Origin of the sequence: Pantoea sp. MBLJ3, from assembly GCF_000816655.1 — a bacterium.
GTDB lineage: Bacteria > Pseudomonadota > Gammaproteobacteria > Enterobacterales > Enterobacteriaceae > Pantoea > Pantoea eucalypti.
The window spans coordinates 388,175-408,856 of the sequence record NZ_JSUT01000029.1; the positions used below are offsets into that span (position 1 = coordinate 388,175).

Consider the following 20,682-nt stretch of genomic DNA (forward strand, 5'->3'; position numbering starts at 1 on the left):
TAGGTATATATGCCCGGAACCTTATATCGCCAATTCAAGAAACATAAAAAGGGAAATTCAATTAATTTAACTTATCCTGTGCGCCGTAAAGCCCCGTCTCTGAGGGCGGGGAGGATTTCAGGCGCAATTTGATAAGGTGAGATTCAGGGAAAAGTCGACGAGCCGCCAAATTCTACATAGATTTTTGCAAGATTTTTGAACTGATCATAGCGATTTTCATCCAGTGCTGACTCAGCCTCGCGTCGGACGCCCTGTGCATCAAGCCAGTCCGAAACAGGCACAGCACCCTGACGGTAACGCACTTCGTTTAGCCGTTCTGATTGCCGGGCCAGCGCAAGTTTTTCCCGGAGCCTGGTCTCCTGGGCGAGAAGCTGATTACGCCGGGAGAGTTCGTCTTCAATACTGCTCATCGCTTTATAGAGCGACTGTTTGAATTCCAGCAGTCGTTGCTCGTACTCTTTGCGGGCTATCTTCACCTCCACGCCCCGCTGTCGCCACTCCAGAAACGGCAGCGTCAGGCTGGCTGCAGGATTTTGGAGAAGTGCAAGTAACGAACCGCTGTAGGTAGCAAGCGAACTGGTCAGATTTAATGTGGGGTAATATTCGGTGCGCTTTATGTCAACGGTCGCGAGCGCCTGACGCAGCTTCCATTCTTGCGCGCTGATATCGGGGCGATGCCTTAACACGCTGGCCGGAATATTCGCTTTAACCTGCGGCATTGGCCCTTTCGGCAACGACGCCGGTTCAACCATCGGGCGGCCCGGTGCAGTACTGAGCAATACCGCCTGCTTATTAAGTGCCTGCATACGCTCATGTTGCAGACCGGTGAGTTGGTTTTCCTGCCCCAGCAGACTCTGTCGGGCACTCAGCACATCCAGTGATGAAACACTTCCCGCACGGTAGCGGACTTTCGCCAGTCGTAACGTCTCTTTTGCATTGCTGATGCTTTGCTGAAGGGCCGTTATCCGCTGGTTGATAAAACCGATACGCCAGTAGTTATTACTGGCTTCTGAGAGCAGTGTTAAGCGTGCAAGACGTAAATCATCCTCTGTAGCCTGAGTGGCCCACGCAGCAATATCACGATGACGGGCGATTTTTCCCCAGAGATCCAGTTCATAACTGGTACTGAGGCTGGCAGTAATGTTTTTTATCACATTCAGTTGTTTGCCGCTCATGCTCAGTGTACCTGTCAGCCCCGGAGCGCTGGCGATGTTATCCCTCCTCTCCTCAAGCCTGATCCGGTAGAGTTGCAGTATGGCTGAAGCCACATTGGTATTGCTTGCCATGACCTGACGCAGCCAGCTATCCAGTTGGGGATCGTTAAACGCTCTCCAGTCAAAAGGTGCCGGGTCTCCTGTGAAATCACCATTGAACCAACTGGCGGGATATTCCACCACGGGCGGGTGATACTCACTTTTCAGCTTATGCGTGCAACTGGTAGTGAGTGCAACAGCAAGACACAAAGCCAGAGAAGATATAATTTTCATCAGTTACTGGCTGGCCAGTGAAGCGACCGGATTCATCCTTGCCGCCTTGCGGGCAGGAAGGTAACCAAAAACCATGCCGATTAATGTTGAACATAAAAATGCAGCGGCAGCGGCCTGCCATGAATAAATAGCGGTATACATTTCGCCTGCCAGCAAGGTTAACAGCGGGTCAGCTAAATACGACAGCGCAATACCCAGAGCACCACCAACCAGGCACACCAGTAAGGCCTCAATCATAAACTGCTGCAGGATATCGTTACGACGCGCTCCCACCGCCATGCGCACGCCAATTTCATGGGTTCGCTCGGTAACAGAAACCAACATGATATTCATCACACCGATACTGCCGGTCAACAGTGAAATACAGGCAACCATCAGAATCAAAATGCTGAAAATCTTCGAAGTGTTTTCGATAGATTTTTTGAACTGCTCAGAGTTAAAGATCTGGAAGTCTTTTACGCCATGGCGTTGAGTCAATAGCTCGGCGATCGAACTGACCGCCGCCTCGTTTGCCACATCATCCATCAGGCGGACTCTGATGCTGTCAAGGACCGTTTTGCCTGCCATGCGGTACATCACCGTACTGTAGGGCATCCACACAGTAATACTATTCGGGTCATAGCCCCAGTTGTTGCTTTGAGCTATGCCTACCACTCTCGCAGGTACGGAGCCGAGGAAGACAATCTGTCCCAGCGCCTGTAAACCTTGCTCATCAAATAACGCCCTGCGGGCATTCTCATCGATGATAACTTCCTGCAGAGCGTTACGATCGTCTGTGAAAGTTGCACCCTGCAAAATCTGAATACCATTTACGTGGAAATAATCGCGTCCGACTCCTTTGACTGAAGCGGTTGCAGATTTGCCGAGAAAACGGATGTTATCTGAAACAGCGATCTCGGGACTCACGCTATCGATAAACCCCTGTTTCATCAGCGCATCAGCGTCTGCCAGAACCAAAGTATGACTACTTTCAATATTGTCGTCGAAGAGACCGCGCCCGGAATAAATATTTACTACATTAGTCCCAAGGTCCTTAATTTCATCCAGCGTCTTCTGCTTCGCGCCTTCGCCAAGCGCTACTACCGACACCACGGCAGCGATGCCAAAAATAATGCCTGTCATGGTTAATGTCGTGCGTAAACGATGTCCGTTCATCGCTTTAAGTGCCATACGTATCGATTCCAGCGTTCGGTCGAGCAGGTTATTCCAGCTGCCTGGTCGGGTTTCAATAGCGGGCGGGGACGGTAGCGTTTCGGTGGTAATTATGCGGCTGCCGCTGTCGGCAATAACTTTTCCATCACTCAGTTCAATAATGCGTCGGGCATGCTGCGCCACTTTAAGGTCGTGGGTAACGATTACTACGGTATGGCCGAGTTGATTTAACTCGGTCAGGATAGCCATTACTTCCTGTCCGGACCGGGAATCGAGTGCCCCTGTAGGTTCATCGGCAAGAATGACCTCACCGCCATTTATCAGCGCACGGGCGATACTTACGCGCTGCTGCTGACCACCTGATAGTTCGCCGGGCTTATGGTGCTCACGGCCTTTCAGTCCCAGTTTCTCCAGCAGTGTAGCTGCCAGTAGCCGGCGCTGGTCACGCCGGCTACTGGCATAAATCGCGGGGATTTCAACATTGTCCAGTGCACTCAGATCCGGCATCAGATGGTAGCGCTGGAAAATAAAACCGATGTGCTCCCTCCGGACTTTTGCGAGCTCATCCGGAGTCAACCGGGCGACATTTTGCCCGTTGATGAAATAATCTCCGCTGTCGGGCACATCAAGACACCCCATTATATTCAACAGTGTCGATTTACCAGATCCTGACGCACCGATTATCGCCACCATCTCGCCTGCTGCGATGTTCAGATTCACCGCTTTCAGGGCCGACAATACCTGACCACTGGTGCTGTAGGTCCGACTGATATTCTTCAGCTCAATGATATTTCTCATAGTGCTGGCTCCTCTCCGGACGCGTTATCTCCGGGTTGCGACAGCACCACAACGTCCCCGACATTTAACCCCTCAAGGATTTGAACTTCCACTCTGTTCGTTATTCCGGTTTTAACTACTCGGTTTTCCAGCTTGTGGTCCGCGGTCAATACCTGCACTTGATGTTTATTTTCATCTATAGAGTGCACAGCCTGTATTGGCACCAGCAGCGTATTTTTAGCTTCGGCGATCAGCAGCGATACCTGTGCGTTCATTGCAATACGCAGCCGGTTATCGGGATTGGGCACGTCAAGCAGTGCGTTGTAGTAAACGGAAGCATTACTGGAGCCAGAGCCTGAGGAGGAATTGCTGCCGGCAGGCGAGTCGTCTTTTATCAGCGTTTCTGGTGCCAGCTCAATGGTTCGTAGCGTAGCGTCATACTGCTTTCCGGGCTCTGAGAAAGTGGTGATAATCGCTTTTTGTCCGGGAGCGACCCCGGTGATATCCGTCTCAGAGATCTTCGCTTTGACCGTCATGACGTCCAGCTGTGCCAGTTTAATAATAGTAGGTGCACTCTGACTGGAGTTAACCGTCTGTCCCTGCAGTGTTACTACCGCGATAACCGTGCCATTCATCGGCGCGACAACACTGGTGTGACCTAGGTTGACCTTTTTGCTCTCCACATCAATCTGCGCTTTCAAGAGACGGGCATTCAGAGAGAGTAGCTCCGCGCGGGTGGTGGTAAGCGTCGCTTCAGCAGATTCAAACTCTTCATGAGAACTGGCACCTTCTCTCAACATTTGCTTCTGCCGTTTAAAACGCAGTTCGTCACGTTTGAGTTGAGCCTGCTTAGCCTGCAGAGCGGCCTTTTCCTCGTTAAGCGCAGCTTCGGCGTTACGCAAATCATTACGCTGCTGAACATCGTCAATGCTGGCAATCAACTGTCCTTTAAGGACGAAATCACCCTGCTTCACATTAAGTGACTTAACCTGGCCTGATACCTGAGCTCCGACATTCACGCGTCTGATGGCATCAATCTGCCCGGTAGCCAGTACTGAATTTTCAATATTACCTCTATGCACAGTGGCCGTAACATACTCAGGAGCCGGCGGATTACGCCGAAAAAAGAGTATCGCAATAACAAAAACGATGAGTAGCACCGCAGAAAAGATGATGCCGTGAGGTCGCAGGGATTTCGAAGACATTGAGCAGACTTTCCATAATGATAATGAACCGTGATCTCATTCATCATTATCTAGTGGAGAGCATTCAGTATTCTGAAATACGTTAAAATTTATAGCGATAATTTGGGTGACACGCATATGAACAAAAGGCTCTAACATCTCCTGTCAGCCGTACTGCCGGGTGCAGAAGCGCAGAACCAGCACTATATTCAGGTTTATGAAACATCTCTGAGGCAGATGCTGCGAGTGGGAATTTTGTGTTAGCTGAAAGTTCCAGCATTGAATGACACTCATTATCCTGCCCGCTTTTAGCTAAAAGCGGACAATGGCAGCATTAAGTCCATGCTCCCCTATGAACCCTTCAGGTATGGCATATTCCAACTCAGCCACCACAGTGAAGTATTCCTTCTTCCTGATACACTTTGCCGGAGGTTTTAATCCCCAACAGTTTTATGCCTCAGTGAGCCTGTAATAAGAGGAACAAGACTTGCCCCTTAATACCCGTCATATGTCCTTATAACGTGACGGCGAACTTTGTAACAATCCTGTCTGTTACTCATCATCAGCAGAACGGTAATGTCCCTGAAGGCAATAAACTCATGCTCAGCGTTGTTGCCCTGTGGACGAGGTTAATGCGGAGTCAACATGCCGATGCTGATAACCGTAACAGCAACGATTGCAGGAATCGCAACAAAGTTTCGCGCCATGCGCGATGCTGAGCAATCCATGTGCCGACAGGTACGGCTGTCAGGACCGCCACGCCCCTTCCCCTTCATAAAGATGAATATGCAATGCACCGGCTTCATTTACTCAGAAAACCGATATAGCCAGGCGGTACCATCGTGCTCGTAAATGGCAGAATTTGATAAATGAATAGCAGCCGCTGCCGTGACAGGGCTGTTCTTATATTCCTACACATTTGGCGATAACTGAAATGAAATACTCAAACTGGCTTGCCGGATTAATAATTGCGTCGACAGTCACTATGTCTGGCTGTACTTCCTGCAAAACCGTACAACTGCATCAGGAGAAACTGGGTGAACATTATACTTACTATAAATCTGATGCATTTCTTTACCGGGGCGATGTGGTAATTTATACGCTACAGGATGGCACTCATGAAAGGGTAACGGTTCAGCGCACAACCCCTCAGGGTATCATCACAAGCACTTCGCAATTCATCCCCTATCAGAAGATGGTCTCGCTTAAACGTAAAGAGCTTTCCATACCGAAAACGGCAGCCGCTGCAGGTGCAGGATCAGCCCTGGCAGCACTCGCAATTTTCGGGCTTGGTATGGGAGCAGGCTTTTGCGGCTTTTTGAAAGGAAGCGCTCGAGCCATAGTATCGGCACTCTGAAAACAGAAGCGTAGAAGTTCCGCTTTGTGCACTTCATTTGAGGCATTATTGACCCACTCCCCGCCCGGTTGGGGGAGGTTTTCAGGGGGCTATTTAATTACACATAGAATATCGGGTATGACGTATTGATTAACGTCTCAGATAAATTCGGTATTATTAATAAATACTTATTCTCGGGATGTATCGTTTAGTTCAAGCTCAAATGTGCCGCCCTTTCGCGGCATAACCTGGTCAACCATTTTCATGAAACGATTCCATCCATATCCGTTCGCAATAGCCAAACGCTGAATCATAATTAAAGAATGCAAATGCTGTGATAACATAGGATTTCCAACATCATCAGTAAGCCATTGATGCATTTTATTTTTTCGATGACCATTGGATTGTTTTGGCGTTTTTTTCTCAAGCTCCTGAAGAATAGAGTCGCCGAGACGCTCATAAACAAGGTCCCGGGTATAATGGGCAACCACACTAAATCGGTTTTTACTCATGCCACTCCATGGCCAGTTTCTCAACTTATAGATGTTTTCATAAAATTCATCTGGGAACTTTTTCGCCCACGCAGCGAGTTCTTTGCTAATGATTTTGTCCAGATAAGCTTGTAATGCATCTTTTGGACGGATTTCCTGATAGCCCGTAGCTTCATCGACAAGGGCAATGATCCCGACCTTGGCTAGTGAGCGAACCAGGATTTCAGCTTTTTGGGCAGTATCCATCTGGTTGGCTTTAAGTGCACCATCCTGACGAGCTTTCAGATATACATCACAGACTAAGGGCAAGATTGAAGCATCATATCCTTCAAGCGTTGTACCTGAATTATCGGTAAAACGCTCGCGTTTGATCGCCTCCATAAGGTCATGATTAAGATAAGGAAGTAGGTTCGCAGCATCCATAAAAGCAGGCAGTTTGATCTCGCCGTCAATCGTTGCTCTGACACCTCGACTTGGTCGGCCAAGAGCTTTGAAAACGGAGGACTGAGAGATGATGCGCTTGCCATTGTTAAGAACGGCCACTTCCAATTCAGTGTCATTGATTTTTAGTACACCTTCGAACTGAGCGGATGGAAGATTATTTTTGATTTTTTCCCAACGCTTATTGGCAGCATTTTGAGCGACAGCTTTTCGCTCATCAGGCGTCATTTTCTCCGCTCGGGCTTTTCCGCCTTTAGCCTGAGGTGATTCGTCTTTGATAGTCATATTGAATTCCGCGCTGATGTGATGAGGATATTGTCTTCATCATCGTATGCCTTAGCAAGCAAAAATTAAAAAATGCTTGCTAAGGCACTCAAAATGGAGGGTTCAAAATGGCAACTCTGACGATAATTATGGCTGAGTAAGCTCCTTCTCTTTGAACTGTGAAAGTTTTAGCTTCCACCGTTTGCACGTGTTCAGAAGCAAGAGTGCCAGTCCGCTTCGTGCCAAAAGCAGACTTTGTTGACTGGAATGACCCCGTTCCCGTGGCGATTCAGCGTTTTGAAAGAGCGGGAGCCGTGCCAGCTAACTGATTGCTGAACTGGCTGAACTAAGCAACACCGAAAGTGTCTCCTGGACGCTAAAGAGTACCTGAAGATAATATTTTCGCTATGTTGATTGCCAGATGCGCATTAATCAACAACATTTTTAAATTGCGGTGAAGGTGATCCTAATAAGATGATTGAAGGGATTTTAAAAACAAGTTCTGGACAAACATCATGAAATAGTTGATTTTAGAACACTAATGACCACACCTACTCTAAACCTAACTCGTAATAGTTAACTTTAAGACACTATCAAGCAAAGGAGTTGCTGAATGAATCAGCGGATTTTACAAATAAGAACAGATGCTTTAGTAGCAGAGTATCTTTATACGGATAAGTTAAAAAGTATTGGTTATCTATCTATTACCATAACCTGTTTGACATTATTAGTTCCTGTGCTTTTTTCTGCAGCAGCATTCTTGGCCAAAGGGACATCTCTTGAATCCTGGATGAACATCGTTTCAGTAATTTTGTCTGCCATTCTTGTTTCACTTTCAATATTTTCTTTGATTTTCAAAATCGATCAAAAGCGGGAGAGTTGCCTAATCGGTCGTCGAATGAACATTGATGTAAGTAGCGATGCTTTAGATTTATTACATAAAAATGACTTAGAACTTGAATGGTTCTATAAGTACATTGCTAAAATGGACTCAACAGATCAGGAGAATATAAGTGATACGTCAGATAAGAAAAGAAAACGCGCTTACATTTACTCGCTGAAAAAGCTTTTCCCCGGCCGTTCAGATACAGTATGTTCATTTTGCAATGCATCTCCCTTTAGTTTTAAAAAAGGTTCATGTCAAGTATGCGGCAATACACCAAAAGGAGTAGTTTAATGTCATGTATCAAAACTTTTGATTTGTGGTATGAAAATTTATCATTAGGAGATAAAAACAAAATCTTGGAACACATAATCAATAAAAAGTGCCAAGTCACATGTGAAGGTTTTCATGCAGGCCCCCATGGTACGATACAAAAGGGACTGTTTGTAGCTCCATCGGGGAGTTCGGCTCAAAAAAAATGTCCAGTTTGCGGAAAGTAAAATTTCCAGAACTCTAAAAGATATATTGTCATTGCATTGTTTTATGCGAAGCCGTATCGGTTAAAACTATAGATTCGCTTCTAGTTTAATTAGCTCCTCGACGCCAAAAGTGTGCACTCTTCAGACCAGAAGCGGATCTATTCTTTCAATTCAAGATACTTCTAACATTCCACTCTATGATTTATAAAGTAAAATTGTAAATTTTACTACGAAAACATGCTAGTGAGTTCATTTCCTTCACGGAAGTAGATGTTAAATCCATATGTTGAATGTGCGCCCGGAACCAGCTTAAGTAATGCGCTAGCAGCTTCGTGTGCCATCAGTCGCGGTGATTTTTTACCTTTTCTTTTCCTGAGGTTTTTGACATACAACTCGGCAAGCTTAGAAAAGAAAATCATATCTATAGCACTACCATCTACCCAGTCTACGCTTTCACGATAGCCAGCAACCCATTCCAGATGGGTTTTTTGACCATTACTGCCTGTTATTAATAAAAATTTGGCTACTTGAGCATTACCGGTAAGACATGTACCAAGAAATAGTCCCTTCAACTGGGAACCGGCATTAGCATTGATGAGAATATTCCTTACCTCTGTCCGGCTAATGGCATTCTTTGTGTTAGGGCCAATATTTTTAGCATCTCCATGTGTTGCCAAATAAACCACTTCAGTAGATTTATCCACGCCGCGCATATTGAGGACTGTCGATAGAGATGATCTATTCGTGAACATATCATAGTAATAGGCTGATGGATTACTGTAATGAATAGCAACTACAGCCTCAAATAAGGCTCGCACGCTGTGATTTCCATGCGACCACCAACGCGACTCAACGACTGCAAATGGGCTTGAACTCATAGACTTTCCTTAATTTGAGTCAAAAACGCTGTGGGACCAATCAAGATGGGAAATTGATCGTTTTCAAAAATATCTGTCTTAGCTTAGAAAAAAACAATGCATATATAATCGGATTTCTTGCCCTAAGTACATAAGGATTGACATGCTCCACAAGATTCAAGCCACCTCACTGTCAGTAAGTCTGCCGAACTTACTCTTATTGCTCACTGACTCATTCAAGCCTGATGTACCCCATCCTCATTCCCACTTTGGGCGAAAATTATCAGTCATCAGGTGAAATTTATCCTTATCTCTTAAGCCAGCTGAAGTGACCTGCTTTCTGCAAGTTAAAGTACCTCGATATAAGTATGCAGTCAAAACTTCCGCTTTTCGCTCATAGCGGACATTAACAGCTAACCAGGCAGTTGCCATCAGACCCCAGCCGCAGGCCCGAAACGCATACCCTGCCGGTTTGACCGAGCTTAGCGGCTTGAAGGTTAGCGTAGTCGGACTGACGCACTGGTTCACCGGTGAGCCTGCCCAAATGCATGATTTGCCACTCACCATCAGGCACCAAAGGGTATTATTGTTACTCGGCAGACATTTCTAACGTGATTGATTAGTTGCTGGAGGCGTAGCGTTGATGGATTGCTGGGATGAATGAGAGTCTTTTAGAGAAAGTGGAGAAAACTACATTCATCAAGTTAGCCTCATGTGACGCCGCATAAGGCTAAGAGAACTTTACATAACAAAGGGCATAAGAATAAAAGCCTTACGGAGCCTATTCTTGTCCGCTGTGTGCTATCCACCGGCTCTCTGTCAGGTATTTAAGAGGTGGGCAGCTCCATTGTTTGCTGAAAAACGTCATACATAGGCGAACTTTTCATTGGCTGTACCGCCCAGTGAAACCGCCCACCCCGACGATTCATAATCGCGCTGCGAATTTCGTCTATTGGCTCAAACACATGATTTGACCTCTGAAACTCCATTTGTTTATTCCGCAGTGGGGCTGCGCCGTAAGTGTCTCGAAACTCATGAATAAGCATTGCTTCAAATTCGGAGTAAACCTTTGAAGCATTTCTTGCCCGAGGGAAGCAATAGCCGATGAGAAATTCATGCTCGCCTTGGAGTTCCGCGAGATCCATAAGCCAGTTCTTATGCTGAGTAATGCGTTGTTCAAAATTTCCTTCGCCAATATAAACGGTGGGTGAAATGCCGCGCGGGTACTGAATGGCGAACAGCCCATTAAGCCTGATGACATAAACGCAGCGTTTAAGATCCTGCGGCTTTACCCCTCTGCTTTGCAATTCAGGCAGGACATCCTTTCCCCATGTCTGACGGCAGTTCCAGTGCAGCCAGTCCCACTTAATTTGTACTGTTGCCACTTCTAACTCCTTATATCATTCTTTAGCTTGCGGCGCCCGGCGTCACAATGGGATTTGTAAGCTCTACCTAGCCGGGTTAGCGGATATTTTTTCCAGTTCCAGACAGGCGATGCGGTTTGCATCGATAAATTCCTGCCAGCTGTATGCCTGCTGATAATTGAGCAGAAACTGCTTGTCGACCTGGCAAACCAGCGGGCGGGTCCCATAGATGGTACACAGCCGGTTCAGTTCATCGTAGTGACGGCAGGCACCGTCACCCCGGTCGAGAAACTGCGTTTCCGGCGCGAGTGAAACCAGGCGGCAGCAGGCGCCGCACTGGTTACAGGGAAACGCGGGAGAGAGCGTCATAATGAATTCAGCCAGCTTCTGACCGAATCCGTGTTGCCAGCCTCAAACGGCAGGACAATGTTGCGTCGTTCTATCTCATCACGCAGCAGCAGCCCGCGCTCTACTTCGCTGTTAACCGCCTCAAGCTGCAGCGAGAATGACGCCAGTTCGCCGTCGTTCATAGCAAACTCCAGCGAAGCCAGAGCGAGGATAAATTGGTCCAGCTCAGCGTTAACCTGGCGGTAGTAATCCAGGGCATGCTGATACTTTTCTTTGAACTTATCCAGAAACGTCCACAGCTTCTGCATCATTGGGCTGTATTCCAGGAAGTAATTCATCACCACCGTCAGCAGGCCTGTGGACAGTGCTCCGCAAAATGCCGCCAGTTCCGGCCCGAAGGGGAATACCATGATTTTGGCCAGCGATTCATTGATGATCACGCCTGCTGCAACCGCAACGCCTGCGGCAATCAGCTTGCTCACCGCTTTAGCCAGTTCTCCCGGTGCAAGGTTCTGCGGATTGAAAACCATAATTTTGAACGCCTGGGTGAGGTTGTTCCACATCTCACGGATCAGGCGCACCATCATCTTCTGGGTGGTGAACATGATATTGAAGAGCGTGGTGGTAACGCTCGAAAGAATGCCCCCAATCACTCCGTCCCTGAAAGTTTCAAGAAACGTTCTGAACTTCGCCTTAATGCGTGCCCAGATGACCTTCAGCACATCCCCCATGTCACTCAGCAGGTCACTGGCAACAAAGTTCTCCCTTTGACGGGCGATTATCTCCGGCAAGCGATCGCGAAATTCAAACCACACTTCAGCCAGCACCAGCCCTAACATCTGGCGGGTCCCCATCATCAGGCCATTGCTGGCAGATGCTAACGCCACGCTTTTGGCAAATTTACTGCTGGCATAGTAGGCATGATTCATAGTGTCTTCGTACTGCTTGCGCGCTTTTTCATCGGCTTCGCGCATGCGGTCGAAATCGGCACTGGATTTGTTCTCAAGCGAGGTAAGCCGCTTTTGTTCCTTATCCGTGAGTGAGGGCTGGCTTCGCAGCGCCGCAATTTCCAGCTGATTCGCCTGGTAGTCGGCACTCAACTTTTCCACGAAAGCATCCATCTTTTTGGCGCCTTTGGCTTTGTTGAGTGTCTCATTGGTATGGGTGAGGTTACTGGGATCATTCGCCAGATCAGGCCCGTTCAAATCTGCCAGCACGCGACCTGGATCGTCATGCACCTCTTTTGCGGACTTAATATGGTCAAGATTGGTCTTGGCGTTTTGAGCAAAGATCTCGCCGGTGTAGGTGTCCATCAGAGTGCCAGCTTCCCGCTTTGCTTTGCCTTCGCGGTTAATGGCAATGTAGTTCTCATGATGATGATATGCCGTCGAATCATAATCGCCGCGGTTCGCGAACTTCTCACGTTCTTTGTCAGTCGCGTATACCTGATGACGGGCATTATGGATAGTGTCGATGTCCCCGCCGACTTTGTCTTTGATAAGCAGAAAATCGAGCCCAAACGAGGTGGCGAAGCTCTTCACCACCGTCTGATGCAACTCCTCGCCCCAGTCGAACGTTTTGGTTACGGTTGTCATTCGCGAATCCGGATCAGGCAAATTTGCCGGAGAACTCGGCATCTGCATCATGCAGTGCTTTGTCCAGTGCAACGGCGTTCAGCACGTTGATGCCGTTTTCGTCGGTTTTAAGCTGGATTACACCTTCCTCAATGACCGCTTTGCTTTTGACATCGGTGACTGGCTCAAACAGCGGAGTGGTGATGATGCTGGTCATAATGGCAGCCAGCATATAGCCATTCTGAATGAGCGCTACACACTCATCGGTCTCTTGCTCGGTGATTTGTCCGGCATGACGTGCCATGACTCTGGCATGCATCGCTTTTAGCGGATCGAGATAGCGGGTGGTGAAGGTGCTATGCATACGCTCCAGTGACTGATAAATAGAGTCCACGTATTTATTGACGCGATTAAGGTGCGCTTCCGCCTTGTCCATTTTACCGACAGCATCGTTGATCTGGCGTGATACCTCTTGGGCATTTTCCAGTGCTTTTGTCGCATGAGAATTATATGCCCAGCCTGCAATCAGGATAAGTGGCGCCACAACTGCGCCGCCGAGCACCATCGCGCCACCGGCCATCCCCCAGCCGCCCGCTGCCAGTGAACCGCCGCCGATAGCTGCCATGGTGGCGTTGTATGCCGCCGCGCCAGAAAGCGCCGCTATAGGTGTACCGGTTGAGGCTGCCGCAAAGGCCATCACGCCGCTGTAAACGGCGAAGCCCGCTGCTGCACCGGAAGCTCCTGCACCAACCACAGTACTGAGGTATTCTGTTGCAGAAATGGCAAGACTCTCAATGCTGTTGAGCTTGTGTTCAGGGATCTTTAGCTCAATCTCCTGATGGTTGGCCTTCGAAATGGCTTTCAGCAACTCTTTGGCAAGGGTGTGAAATTCTTTAAATTCGCTACCTATTTGCAGCTCTTTTTTCCCAAGCTTCTCAAGCTTAAAGGAAGAAGCTTCGTTCGCTTTATCGAAACTCTCTTTGCGATTTTTGTAGCGACTTTCGGCGCGGTTATGGACATCTTCCGCTTCCGATTTTTTCTGATAGCCATCGTATGCTTTTTTGCCACCTAAAGCGGTGGCGATGGCCGCACCACCAAGAATGATTAACGGTATTGGCATATTAAATCCTCCTGATTTAAAGCGTGAATTTTGGTTCCCCGGCCCCTTTAAGGGCAGGCAATGTTGTGTGCATTTACCTCGTGCATGACCTTTTAGATTCCTGCCACGCCCCAGATTTACCATCCGGTAAAGTGCATATCGGCACGGTGGGAAATATTATTAGTTAATAAAACTAAACAGACAGATAGATTTTTTAGGCAGAAATACCCCATTATCGGTGGTGTGTGAAGGTTGATTTGAGGTGAGCGGGGTGCTGTTTTTACTCTTTGCCTTTCTGTATATAAGAAATAAAAAACGTTTTACTTGTCAGAGATAACTGTGACCGAGGTCCCGGTGCTTTATGCGCTGGAATCAGCGCTGATGAATTAAAATCAAAGTGATGGCGCTTCTGGAACACCTGCAATCGGCTATTGCCCATTTAGCTGTAAACAGTAAGGAAGAAGCATGATTGGTTAAGCAATCCAGTATCCAGGACCAGTCATAAGAAATGCCGGCAAAACGTTTTAAATACGAAATTTTTTCGTATAGTTGCATTAAAAACATCTCGATTTAAGTGTGCCGTCAGAACGTCCGCTTCTTGCTCATAGCGGACATTGGCCTGACGCCAGTCCGCTTCGAGCAATAAGTGAGTATTAATGCCGAAGGCATTTCTAAAAACATGGTGCAAAACTCATGTTAAGCTGATCTGAGTGGAAGTGAAAAATTTACGACCGGAGAGAGCCTTAAGTGAAAGCATTTACGGTGCGTCGCATTAATGAGAGCGATCTGGACGATTTCAGAAGAGTAAGGCTGGAAGCGTTGCTCCTTCATCCGGACGCTTTTGGCGCGTCTTACGAAGACTGGAGCCAGAAGCCAGCAATATTCTTTGCTGAAAAATTGCGAACCAATCATATTTTCGGCGGATTCGACCTTCACAACACCTTACAGGGCTTGATTGGTTTGAGCTTCAGTACCTCACCAAAGCTGAGTCATGTCGCGACTATCTGGGGAATGTATGTCCATACCGGGATGAGAGGGTCGGGACTATCATCAGGGCTCATGGAGGCTGCGCTGCAAGCTCAGTAAGAACTATAAAGCTTTCCGTCGTCACAACGAATCATGCTGCATATGCACTCTATCGGTCGTACGGTTTCACTAACTGGGCCACTGATACTGCTGCGCTTTACGCTAATGGTATTTTTCATGACGAATATCTTATGAGACGAGACTCGGAAAACGATTCATAAAAAAGCCATGATGATAAATAATTGCTTATCGTGGCGACATAATCGTTCGAGGTTCAAAGGCTACGTCCGCTCCTCGCTCTTAGCGGACATTGATCTTCACAGCAGCACGTTTTCTCTGAGCATCTATCAAACCTGTAAAACTCCCCTCACCCACCTCTGAACACCATAGGATTTGCATTATCTATATCTAAAATCAGAGCTCAGACCTGCCGTGAAACCCGTTGCTTAAGGTGCTCTTTGTCGCTATTTTCACTGGGACGGATCAGTTATAGATAGCGGCAGAAGTGCCGCATTGGTTGATGCCTGTCGTGATAGCCAGGGCATAGGCGTAGTAGACACAAACCTGCCCTTTAGGTTAAACGCGCGAAGCAACATCGTTGTATCTGTCCGCATAATAAACTTCGCGTGATTTATTTTAATCGCTCTTCCGGCGTTCGCCATTTCAGAAGACGTTGCAGTGCAGTTTCACCCTGCATAAATTCTCTGGCAGCTCTGAGGCGTTCTTTCAGTTGCTCCTGAAGTGCAGCCTCACAAACCTCAATGTCTTTTTCAGCATCCCTGAAAAATTGCTCGATACGTATATCTTCTGCCCATTTAGTCATGATGACCTGCAGTTCATTCACACTGGTTTTATATGCCTCTTCCTGCTTACGGATTACCTCACGTTTTTTAGATTCTAATATTTGCTGCTCCATGCGCAGACGATTGGCCTCAGCGCGTTCCTTTATTGTCTGGATTTCCCTTTTCAGAACAGGCAGAGCGTTTTGGGTAGCTTTAATGATTTTCGGTATCTGACTTATCAGGCTGCAGGTTTTAGTTTGAGAGAAAAACTGATGCCAGCCTTCGGACTCATAAGGTGAGTAAAGCTGCAGCCTGAATCGGCCACTCGGTATGTGTCGCCGACTGTAATATCCTAGCTGGGCTGAGTTTTTACCGCGGGACCAGTTAATCATTCTTTCATCCCGCACATAACGCCCTTTCACCTCCTTCACCGGCACCTCTTCCGTCATTTCAACCAGTGAGAAGCCTAAGCTTACGCCTTCTGCACTGATGATGCTGGGACCTGAGGGCCTCCACAGCGCTGGGTAAAGATAATTGCAGGTCCCATGTTCAGCGAAAGTGATATCTCTTCTTCGAAAGCAATCTCCCCGTTCAGCCAGCCTTACCATGAATCCCCGACTCTCAGCTGCTGCAAAAAATTTCAGCATGAAAGCTTCAGCAAAATTAAGGCCCGTATCCGATGTATTCATGTCAAGAAGCTTGCGCTTAGTGGGTTTGTAGTATCCCAGCTCAGTGATAGATGATTTCAGCAAAATCTCTTTGCTGACAAAAAACAGCTTCGCGCCCTGAGCTGGATGTGATGATGACTTCGCCCTGCGCTTTAGAGCGGGTTTATAACTAGCGGATGCCGGCTGCTCGTTCACAACAGGTAATTGCAGCGTCACTTCTTCCTTGCCGTCGAAACTGTCGCGTGTGTGTGCTTTTAGAGAAGGTAAAGGTGGAATGGCTGGCGCGTTACCTTTGGCGACCGCGCGCCAGTATCCGTCTAAGGGACGCGGGATCTGGAGCTCGATACATCTGGCAATGAGATGGGACTCGCTCATTTTGAGATCTGCAGCGATAAACTTCGCTGGTTTTGACCAAACCAACTCATAAAGAAACTGTCTATCGCCTAGGAGCGACATGGCACTACTCCTCATTCTTATCGGTTAACTTAGCCCAAAGTAAAAGCGATTTTCCGCATAGACGTTATGTGTTTGTACCTGCGCTATTGGTTGTCAGGCAATAAAAACGTCCCACTTTTTCGAACAAAAGCACTCAGTAGCACCTGTTTACCAGTGCCTGACAGAGCAGTTTATGGGATGATTGCAGGATGAATATGGGAGAGATTACGTGAACATAATACCTATCCGTCGTGAGTCTGAATGGACCGCTTTGGAATTTTTTGCTGGTATAGGTCTGGCCAGAGCCGGTATGGAGTTGGCGGGGATTAAAACGGTTTGGGCAAATGATTATGATTTGAACAAAAAGGCGATGTATGAAGGTCACTGGGGAGCCGGCGATCTCATATTGGCTGATATTCATTCCCTTAAAAGTGAAGAGTTGCCTACTGCAGATGTAGCCTGGGCATCTTCTCCCTGCACAGATTTGAGCCTGGCTGGTAAACGTGTCGGTTTACGTGGTGGACGTGAGTCGTCCGCTTTCTTCGGTTTTACCGATTTAATTGCAAATATGCATGAGCACAAGCCAGAAGTTATCGTACTGGAGAACGTCACCGGACTCGCTTCTTCTCACAACAGGGAAGATTTAAGAGCTGCAGTAAAAGAATTTAACTCGCTGGGCTATGCAGTGGATGCGATTACTTTAGATGCACGCCGCTTTGTACCTCAATCGCGCCCCCGACTTTTTATCATTGGCGTCAAGCATCCTATTGATGGCGGTGAGCAGGATACATGCCTGAGGCCTGACTGGCTTTCATGGCTACATAAAGATCCTGAGCTTCGCACGTTCATGATGCCATTACCTAAAGCACCAGCCTTGCTTGCTCAGGGATTCACAGAAGAAGTTGAAATGGTGCCAGACGGTGATAGCAGATGGTGGAATGCTGAAAAGGTAGCGTTATTCAGAAATTCTATGGCCCCCGTTCAGCGTGAAAGACTGGAGCAATTTGTCTGCCTTCCTGAGATCACCGCTCGTACAGCGTACAGGCGGACACGCAACGGCATCCCAGTATGGGAAATGAGGCCGGAAGATATCTCAGGATGCCTGCGCACCCCTCGCGGCGGTTCTTCAAAGCAGGCTGTAGTGATTATGGGTAATGGATCACTTAAAATTCGCTGGATGACTGGGCTTGAATATGCTCGTCTGATGGGGGCCGGGTGGTATACTTTGAATAATCTACGAGACTCACATATTCAGTACGGTTTTGGAGATGCAGTTGTTGTTCCAGCTGTAGGCTGGGTATCTAAGCATATGATACTGCCTCACCTGGAAGAAGTAGCTAAATCACACGGAAAAAAAGTGAATGAACATGCACAACTCTTCTGAAGCATTTTTGAAAGCCGCAAAGGACTGGTATGAAAGTCAGCGAGCCGAGAATGGTGCAATGAATACTAATGTGATGAATGCGGGACTTATTGTTTCCCGTATGATGGCTGATGGTTTGCCCATCACAGACGACCAATTGTACAGCAATGGTAAAAGTCAGGTGCGTGGTTTGAGTGGACCAGCTATTGCTAAAATCCTTGAGCAACATGGCGAAACGCGCATATTCACGCGTGAAGGCGGCCGCACATCAAGAGGAACCGTATTTCTTGCTGCAGCTATTAGAGACATTTTAAACGAGACTCAGGTCTTGGAAACTGAGCCCGTTGATGTTGTTGATGCTTCTTCCCAACTTGAAGCATTTTTTACGCAATGTGTGCGGCTCGATTACTTCGACAAGCAAAGAATATCGGTCGATATTGATTATACCAAACCCCTCTCTTCTGTCGTCAGCGACATCCTTAAAGCAGCTGCAGAACGCTCTGATAAGCCTACAGGTGCCGTACTTCAACATCTCGTTGGAGCCAAGCTACAGTTACGCTTTCCGGAAGAAAAGATAGGCTCAGACAGGGCTAACGCTGCTGATATGCATACGGACCGGGAGGGTGATTTTCAGGTTGGCACAACTGCATTTCATGTCACTACAGCCCCGATGGAAAAGCTAATTTCTCGTTGTGTAGAAAACAAACGTGCTGGATATAGGCCGGTAATTTTAACTCTTGAAAGTAAAGTTCAGGCAGCAAAACAAATGGCCGATAACGTGGGTATGTCCGAAAAAATATCTGTGCAATCCGCAGAAATTTTCATTGGTACCAATATTGAAGAAATTGCGACCTATGATGGTGATCGCATTCGTGAAGGTCTGGCAAAGCTGATACGTACCTATAACACCCGCATTGAAAAAATTGAAATCGATAAATCTTTAATGATTGACGAGCCACTCTGGATAACTAATGTGTTAACAAAAAACATGAAAGATTTTTAAAGCTACAATAGAAAACATTGGCTGTCAGAAATAATTTATTATTAGCATTTTGGTGTTCCTGCGTAAAACTGGCCCTGGTAACAGCATCCAGTACCTAAATTGCGTTAATGGCTTCTCAAACGAACACCTAGCTTTCACTGTTGCCTTCGGGATTTCAAGCCTGCGAATTAGGCGTATTCAGAACATTATTGCGCTTTAGCACGTTTATACGAATATGATGTGAACCGCTCAAAGTTCTGAATTCAGCGACCGTGGGCTGGATAAATAGCCTTATGAAAATGGTGTCGAATTATGCATAATTCTGTAGTGGAAGCCAATTCAGTGCTGATTTTTATAGAGCTTTTGGACTGTTTCGCGATGAATGCCTGAATGAGCGCTGCTCATTCGATAGCGTTAAGCAAAGAAATCACTAATGTTTAGCGGCAGGATTATAAGGAGTACTGTCAGCATTAGTAGCTGAATTAGCAGACATCATCTGAAATAGCAGTGAGCTGGAGAAATAGAGAATTAGGAGATTATCAAACCTACATAACTCATTGGCTGCTTTATATAACACCGGGGGTAGTACAATTAATTTTAACTTATATGATTTACTAGTTAACACTAGCATTAATAATTAAAGCTTGCAGCTATAAAAGCCACTTTAACAAGTTAGTTAGTGCATATTTTGGCAATACTCTAACCAACGAATTTCATAATAAAGGATTTACAGTGGCTTTATTTTATAGGTGATCACAAACTACTTAACTCATTTAATTGACAAGTGTTGAACGAAAATCCCTACAATAGGTAAACCTAATGTTATGTCCTTTGTCTTTTCATCAACATCATAGCCAAGGTGAAAATGAATTCTTCCTCCATTAATTTTAGAGAATTTAAAATGCCACTCACAGCAGATTGTTGAACCATTAATAATTATGTTTCGCTCTCTCATCATTCTAGCAGCTTTACGAGTTTTAGTAGATTCAGGTGATAAATCGATTCCTTTTTTTAGTGCCTCTCCCATGAATTCACTTGGATTTTTTCTAAAATCCTCAACAGCAAAATCATTTAAATATGAAAGTGAATCTACAATCCATTTCATAGGAATTGGGTGTAAGTTAAATCCCTCAAGCTTTGTTCTATTAGACCAATGAACGTAAATATCTTTAAATAACAGTGAGGCTATTTTCCTAAATTCATCATTGCTGCAATCATAATAATTGGATAAAATATTCCTTGTGCACTTCAGTACATCTCCCTCGTTATTGAAAGTGTCGATATAAAATGAATTATTCCACCAAACTTCGCTTTCATAGTTAAGCTTAGTTATTAAAGAAACGCCATTGTTGTTCAAAGCAAATGTAGGGAAATCCTCTGGTGAATCGTGTATAACACCATTAGTATAATCGCTTAAGCTATATTTTTTGTAATATTTTTGTTGGGCTAAATGGAATTTTAATGCTATATCTCTTCCTTTACTTTTCGTAGGATAAAAAATATCAACATTGCTAATCCCTCCGAAAGTTTTTGATAATAAGTTTTGCGTAATAAAAACATATCCTAAGTGAGCAGGTATAATATTTCCGAGATTAGAAAACCATTCAATTTCGACATGATTATCTTCTATTTTTTCAAAAAGAGAAGACAAATATTTTTCATCTACAAGAAATTTAAAATCCATTTTCAA

16 protein-coding genes are annotated in these 20,682 nt (G+C 46.3%); 5 read left to right on the top strand and 11 right to left on the bottom strand.

What is annotated here, in order from left to right:
* Positions 1-143 precede the first annotated feature (143 nt).
* From NP77_RS21030 to NP77_RS21040, 3 genes are read right to left on the bottom strand one after another with little or no spacing between them, the layout of a single operon-like run.
* Positions 144-1,487: a TolC family protein gene (locus NP77_RS21030; protein WP_039661562.1), complete on the bottom strand. Its 1,344-nt coding sequence runs from the start codon at positions 1,485-1,487 to the stop codon at positions 144-146.
* Positions 1,488-1,490: 3 nt separating this feature from the next.
* On the bottom strand, positions 1,491-3,437 hold the full coding sequence (locus NP77_RS21035; RefSeq protein WP_039661565.1) for a MacB family efflux pump subunit: 1,947 nt from the start codon (positions 3,435-3,437) through the stop codon (positions 1,491-1,493).
* Entirely contained in the window at positions 3,434-4,621 is a 1,188-nt protein-coding gene (locus tag NP77_RS21040) for an efflux RND transporter periplasmic adaptor subunit (RefSeq protein ID WP_052250684.1), read from the bottom strand. The genes NP77_RS21035 and NP77_RS21040 overlap by 4 nt, the downstream gene beginning before the upstream one ends.
* 913 nt (positions 4,622-5,534) lie before the next feature.
* On the opposite strand from NP77_RS21040, the gene NP77_RS21045 reads away from it, so the two are divergent.
* Positions 5,535-5,957, top strand: coding sequence for a hypothetical protein (locus tag NP77_RS21045; protein WP_072040383.1), 423 nt, complete (start codon positions 5,535-5,537; stop codon positions 5,955-5,957).
* A 167-nt stretch (positions 5,958-6,124) separates the two neighbouring features.
* Here the strand turns inward: NP77_RS21045 and NP77_RS21050 are convergent, their stop codons facing one another.
* Entirely contained in the window at positions 6,125-7,153 is a 1,029-nt protein-coding gene (locus tag NP77_RS21050; protein WP_039661567.1) for a P63C domain-containing protein, read from the bottom strand.
* Between the two features lie 592 nt (positions 7,154-7,745).
* On the opposite strand from NP77_RS21050, the gene NP77_RS21055 reads away from it, so the two are divergent.
* On the top strand, positions 7,746-8,309 hold the full coding sequence (locus NP77_RS21055; RefSeq protein WP_039661569.1) for a mobilome CxxCx(11)CxxC protein: 564 nt from the start codon (positions 7,746-7,748) through the stop codon (positions 8,307-8,309).
* Between the two features lie 412 nt (positions 8,310-8,721).
* On the opposite strand, the gene NP77_RS21060 is transcribed toward NP77_RS21055, so the two are convergent.
* The 5 genes from NP77_RS21060 to NP77_RS21080 all read right to left on the bottom strand — a co-directional run bounded on the left by NP77_RS21060 (position 8,722) and on the right by NP77_RS21080 (position 13,757).
* Positions 8,722-9,372: a hypothetical protein gene (locus NP77_RS21060; RefSeq protein ID WP_039661571.1), complete on the bottom strand. Its 651-nt coding sequence runs from the start codon at positions 9,370-9,372 to the stop codon at positions 8,722-8,724.
* Positions 9,373-10,178: 806 nt separating this feature from the next.
* Entirely contained in the window at positions 10,179-10,736 is a 558-nt protein-coding gene (locus NP77_RS21065) for a hypothetical protein (RefSeq protein ID WP_039661573.1), read from the bottom strand.
* Between the two features lie 63 nt (positions 10,737-10,799).
* Complete coding sequence (locus NP77_RS21070; protein WP_039661575.1) at positions 10,800-11,084, bottom strand: YkgJ family cysteine cluster protein; 285 nt, start codon at positions 11,082-11,084, stop codon at positions 10,800-10,802.
* On the bottom strand, positions 11,081-12,658 hold the full coding sequence (locus NP77_RS21075; protein ID WP_039661577.1) for an ATP--cob(I)alamin adenosyltransferase: 1,578 nt from the start codon (positions 12,656-12,658) through the stop codon (positions 11,081-11,083). The genes NP77_RS21070 and NP77_RS21075 overlap by 4 nt, the downstream gene beginning before the upstream one ends.
* 13 nt (positions 12,659-12,671) lie before the next feature.
* On the bottom strand, positions 12,672-13,757 hold the full coding sequence (locus NP77_RS21080) for a hypothetical protein (protein ID WP_039661580.1): 1,086 nt from the start codon (positions 13,755-13,757) through the stop codon (positions 12,672-12,674).
* 726 nt (positions 13,758-14,483) lie between these two features.
* Between NP77_RS21080 and NP77_RS21085 the strand changes: the two genes are divergently transcribed.
* Positions 14,484-14,822, top strand: coding sequence for a GNAT family N-acetyltransferase (locus NP77_RS21085; protein WP_052250686.1), 339 nt, complete (start codon positions 14,484-14,486; stop codon positions 14,820-14,822).
* 571 nt (positions 14,823-15,393) lie between these two features.
* Here the strand turns inward: NP77_RS21085 and NP77_RS21090 are convergent.
* A complete protein-coding gene (locus NP77_RS21090; protein ID WP_052250687.1) occupies positions 15,394-16,668 on the bottom strand; it encodes a hypothetical protein in 1,275 nt (424 codons plus the stop codon).
* 208 nt (positions 16,669-16,876) lie between these two features.
* Between NP77_RS21090 and NP77_RS21095 the strand changes: the two genes are divergently transcribed.
* Positions 16,877-18,031, top strand: coding sequence for a DNA cytosine methyltransferase (locus NP77_RS21095; RefSeq protein WP_039661585.1), 1,155 nt, complete (start codon positions 16,877-16,879; stop codon positions 18,029-18,031).
* Positions 18,009-19,013, top strand: coding sequence for a DUF4928 family protein (locus NP77_RS23155; protein ID WP_039661586.1), 1,005 nt, complete (start codon positions 18,009-18,011; stop codon positions 19,011-19,013). Before NP77_RS21095 ends, NP77_RS23155 begins: the two co-directional genes overlap by 23 nt.
* A 748-nt stretch (positions 19,014-19,761) precedes the next feature.
* Here the strand turns inward: NP77_RS23155 and NP77_RS21105 are convergent.
* On the bottom strand, positions 19,762-20,676 hold the full coding sequence (locus NP77_RS21105) for a hypothetical protein (protein ID WP_039661588.1): 915 nt from the start codon (positions 20,674-20,676) through the stop codon (positions 19,762-19,764).
* Between the last annotated feature and the right edge of the window lie 6 nt (positions 20,677-20,682).

Coding starts and splice junctions, on each gene's coding strand:
- NP77_RS21055 (WP_039661569.1), top strand. CDS start 7,746: ATGAATCAGCGGATTTTACAAATAAGAACAGATGCTTTAGTAGCAGAG.
- NP77_RS21070 (WP_039661575.1), bottom strand. CDS start 11,084: ATGACGCTCTCTCCCGCGTTTCCCTGTAACCAGTGCGGCGCCTGCTGC.
- NP77_RS21040 (WP_052250684.1), bottom strand. CDS start 4,621: ATGTCTTCGAAATCCCTGCGACCTCACGGCATCATCTTTTCTGCGGTG.
- NP77_RS21080 (WP_039661580.1), bottom strand. CDS start 13,757: ATGCCAATACCGTTAATCATTCTTGGTGGTGCGGCCATCGCCACCGCT.
- NP77_RS21060 (WP_039661571.1), bottom strand. CDS start 9,372: ATGAGTTCAAGCCCATTTGCAGTCGTTGAGTCGCGTTGGTGGTCGCAT.
- NP77_RS21090 (WP_052250687.1), bottom strand. CDS start 16,668: ATGTCGCTCCTAGGCGATAGACAGTTTCTTTATGAGTTGGTTTGGTCA.
- NP77_RS21050 (WP_039661567.1), bottom strand. CDS start 7,153: ATGACTATCAAAGACGAATCACCTCAGGCTAAAGGCGGAAAAGCCCGA.
- NP77_RS21030 (WP_039661562.1), bottom strand. CDS start 1,487: ATGAAAATTATATCTTCTCTGGCTTTGTGTCTTGCTGTTGCACTCACT.
- NP77_RS21075 (WP_039661577.1), bottom strand. CDS start 12,658: ATGACAACCGTAACCAAAACGTTCGACTGGGGCGAGGAGTTGCATCAG.
- NP77_RS21105 (WP_039661588.1), bottom strand. CDS start 20,676: ATGGATTTTAAATTTCTTGTAGATGAAAAATATTTGTCTTCTCTTTTT.
- NP77_RS21045 (WP_072040383.1), top strand. CDS start 5,535: ATGAAATACTCAAACTGGCTTGCCGGATTAATAATTGCGTCGACAGTC.
- NP77_RS21035 (WP_039661565.1), bottom strand. CDS start 3,437: ATGAGAAATATCATTGAGCTGAAGAATATCAGTCGGACCTACAGCACC.
- NP77_RS23155 (WP_039661586.1), top strand. CDS start 18,009: ATGAACATGCACAACTCTTCTGAAGCATTTTTGAAAGCCGCAAAGGAC.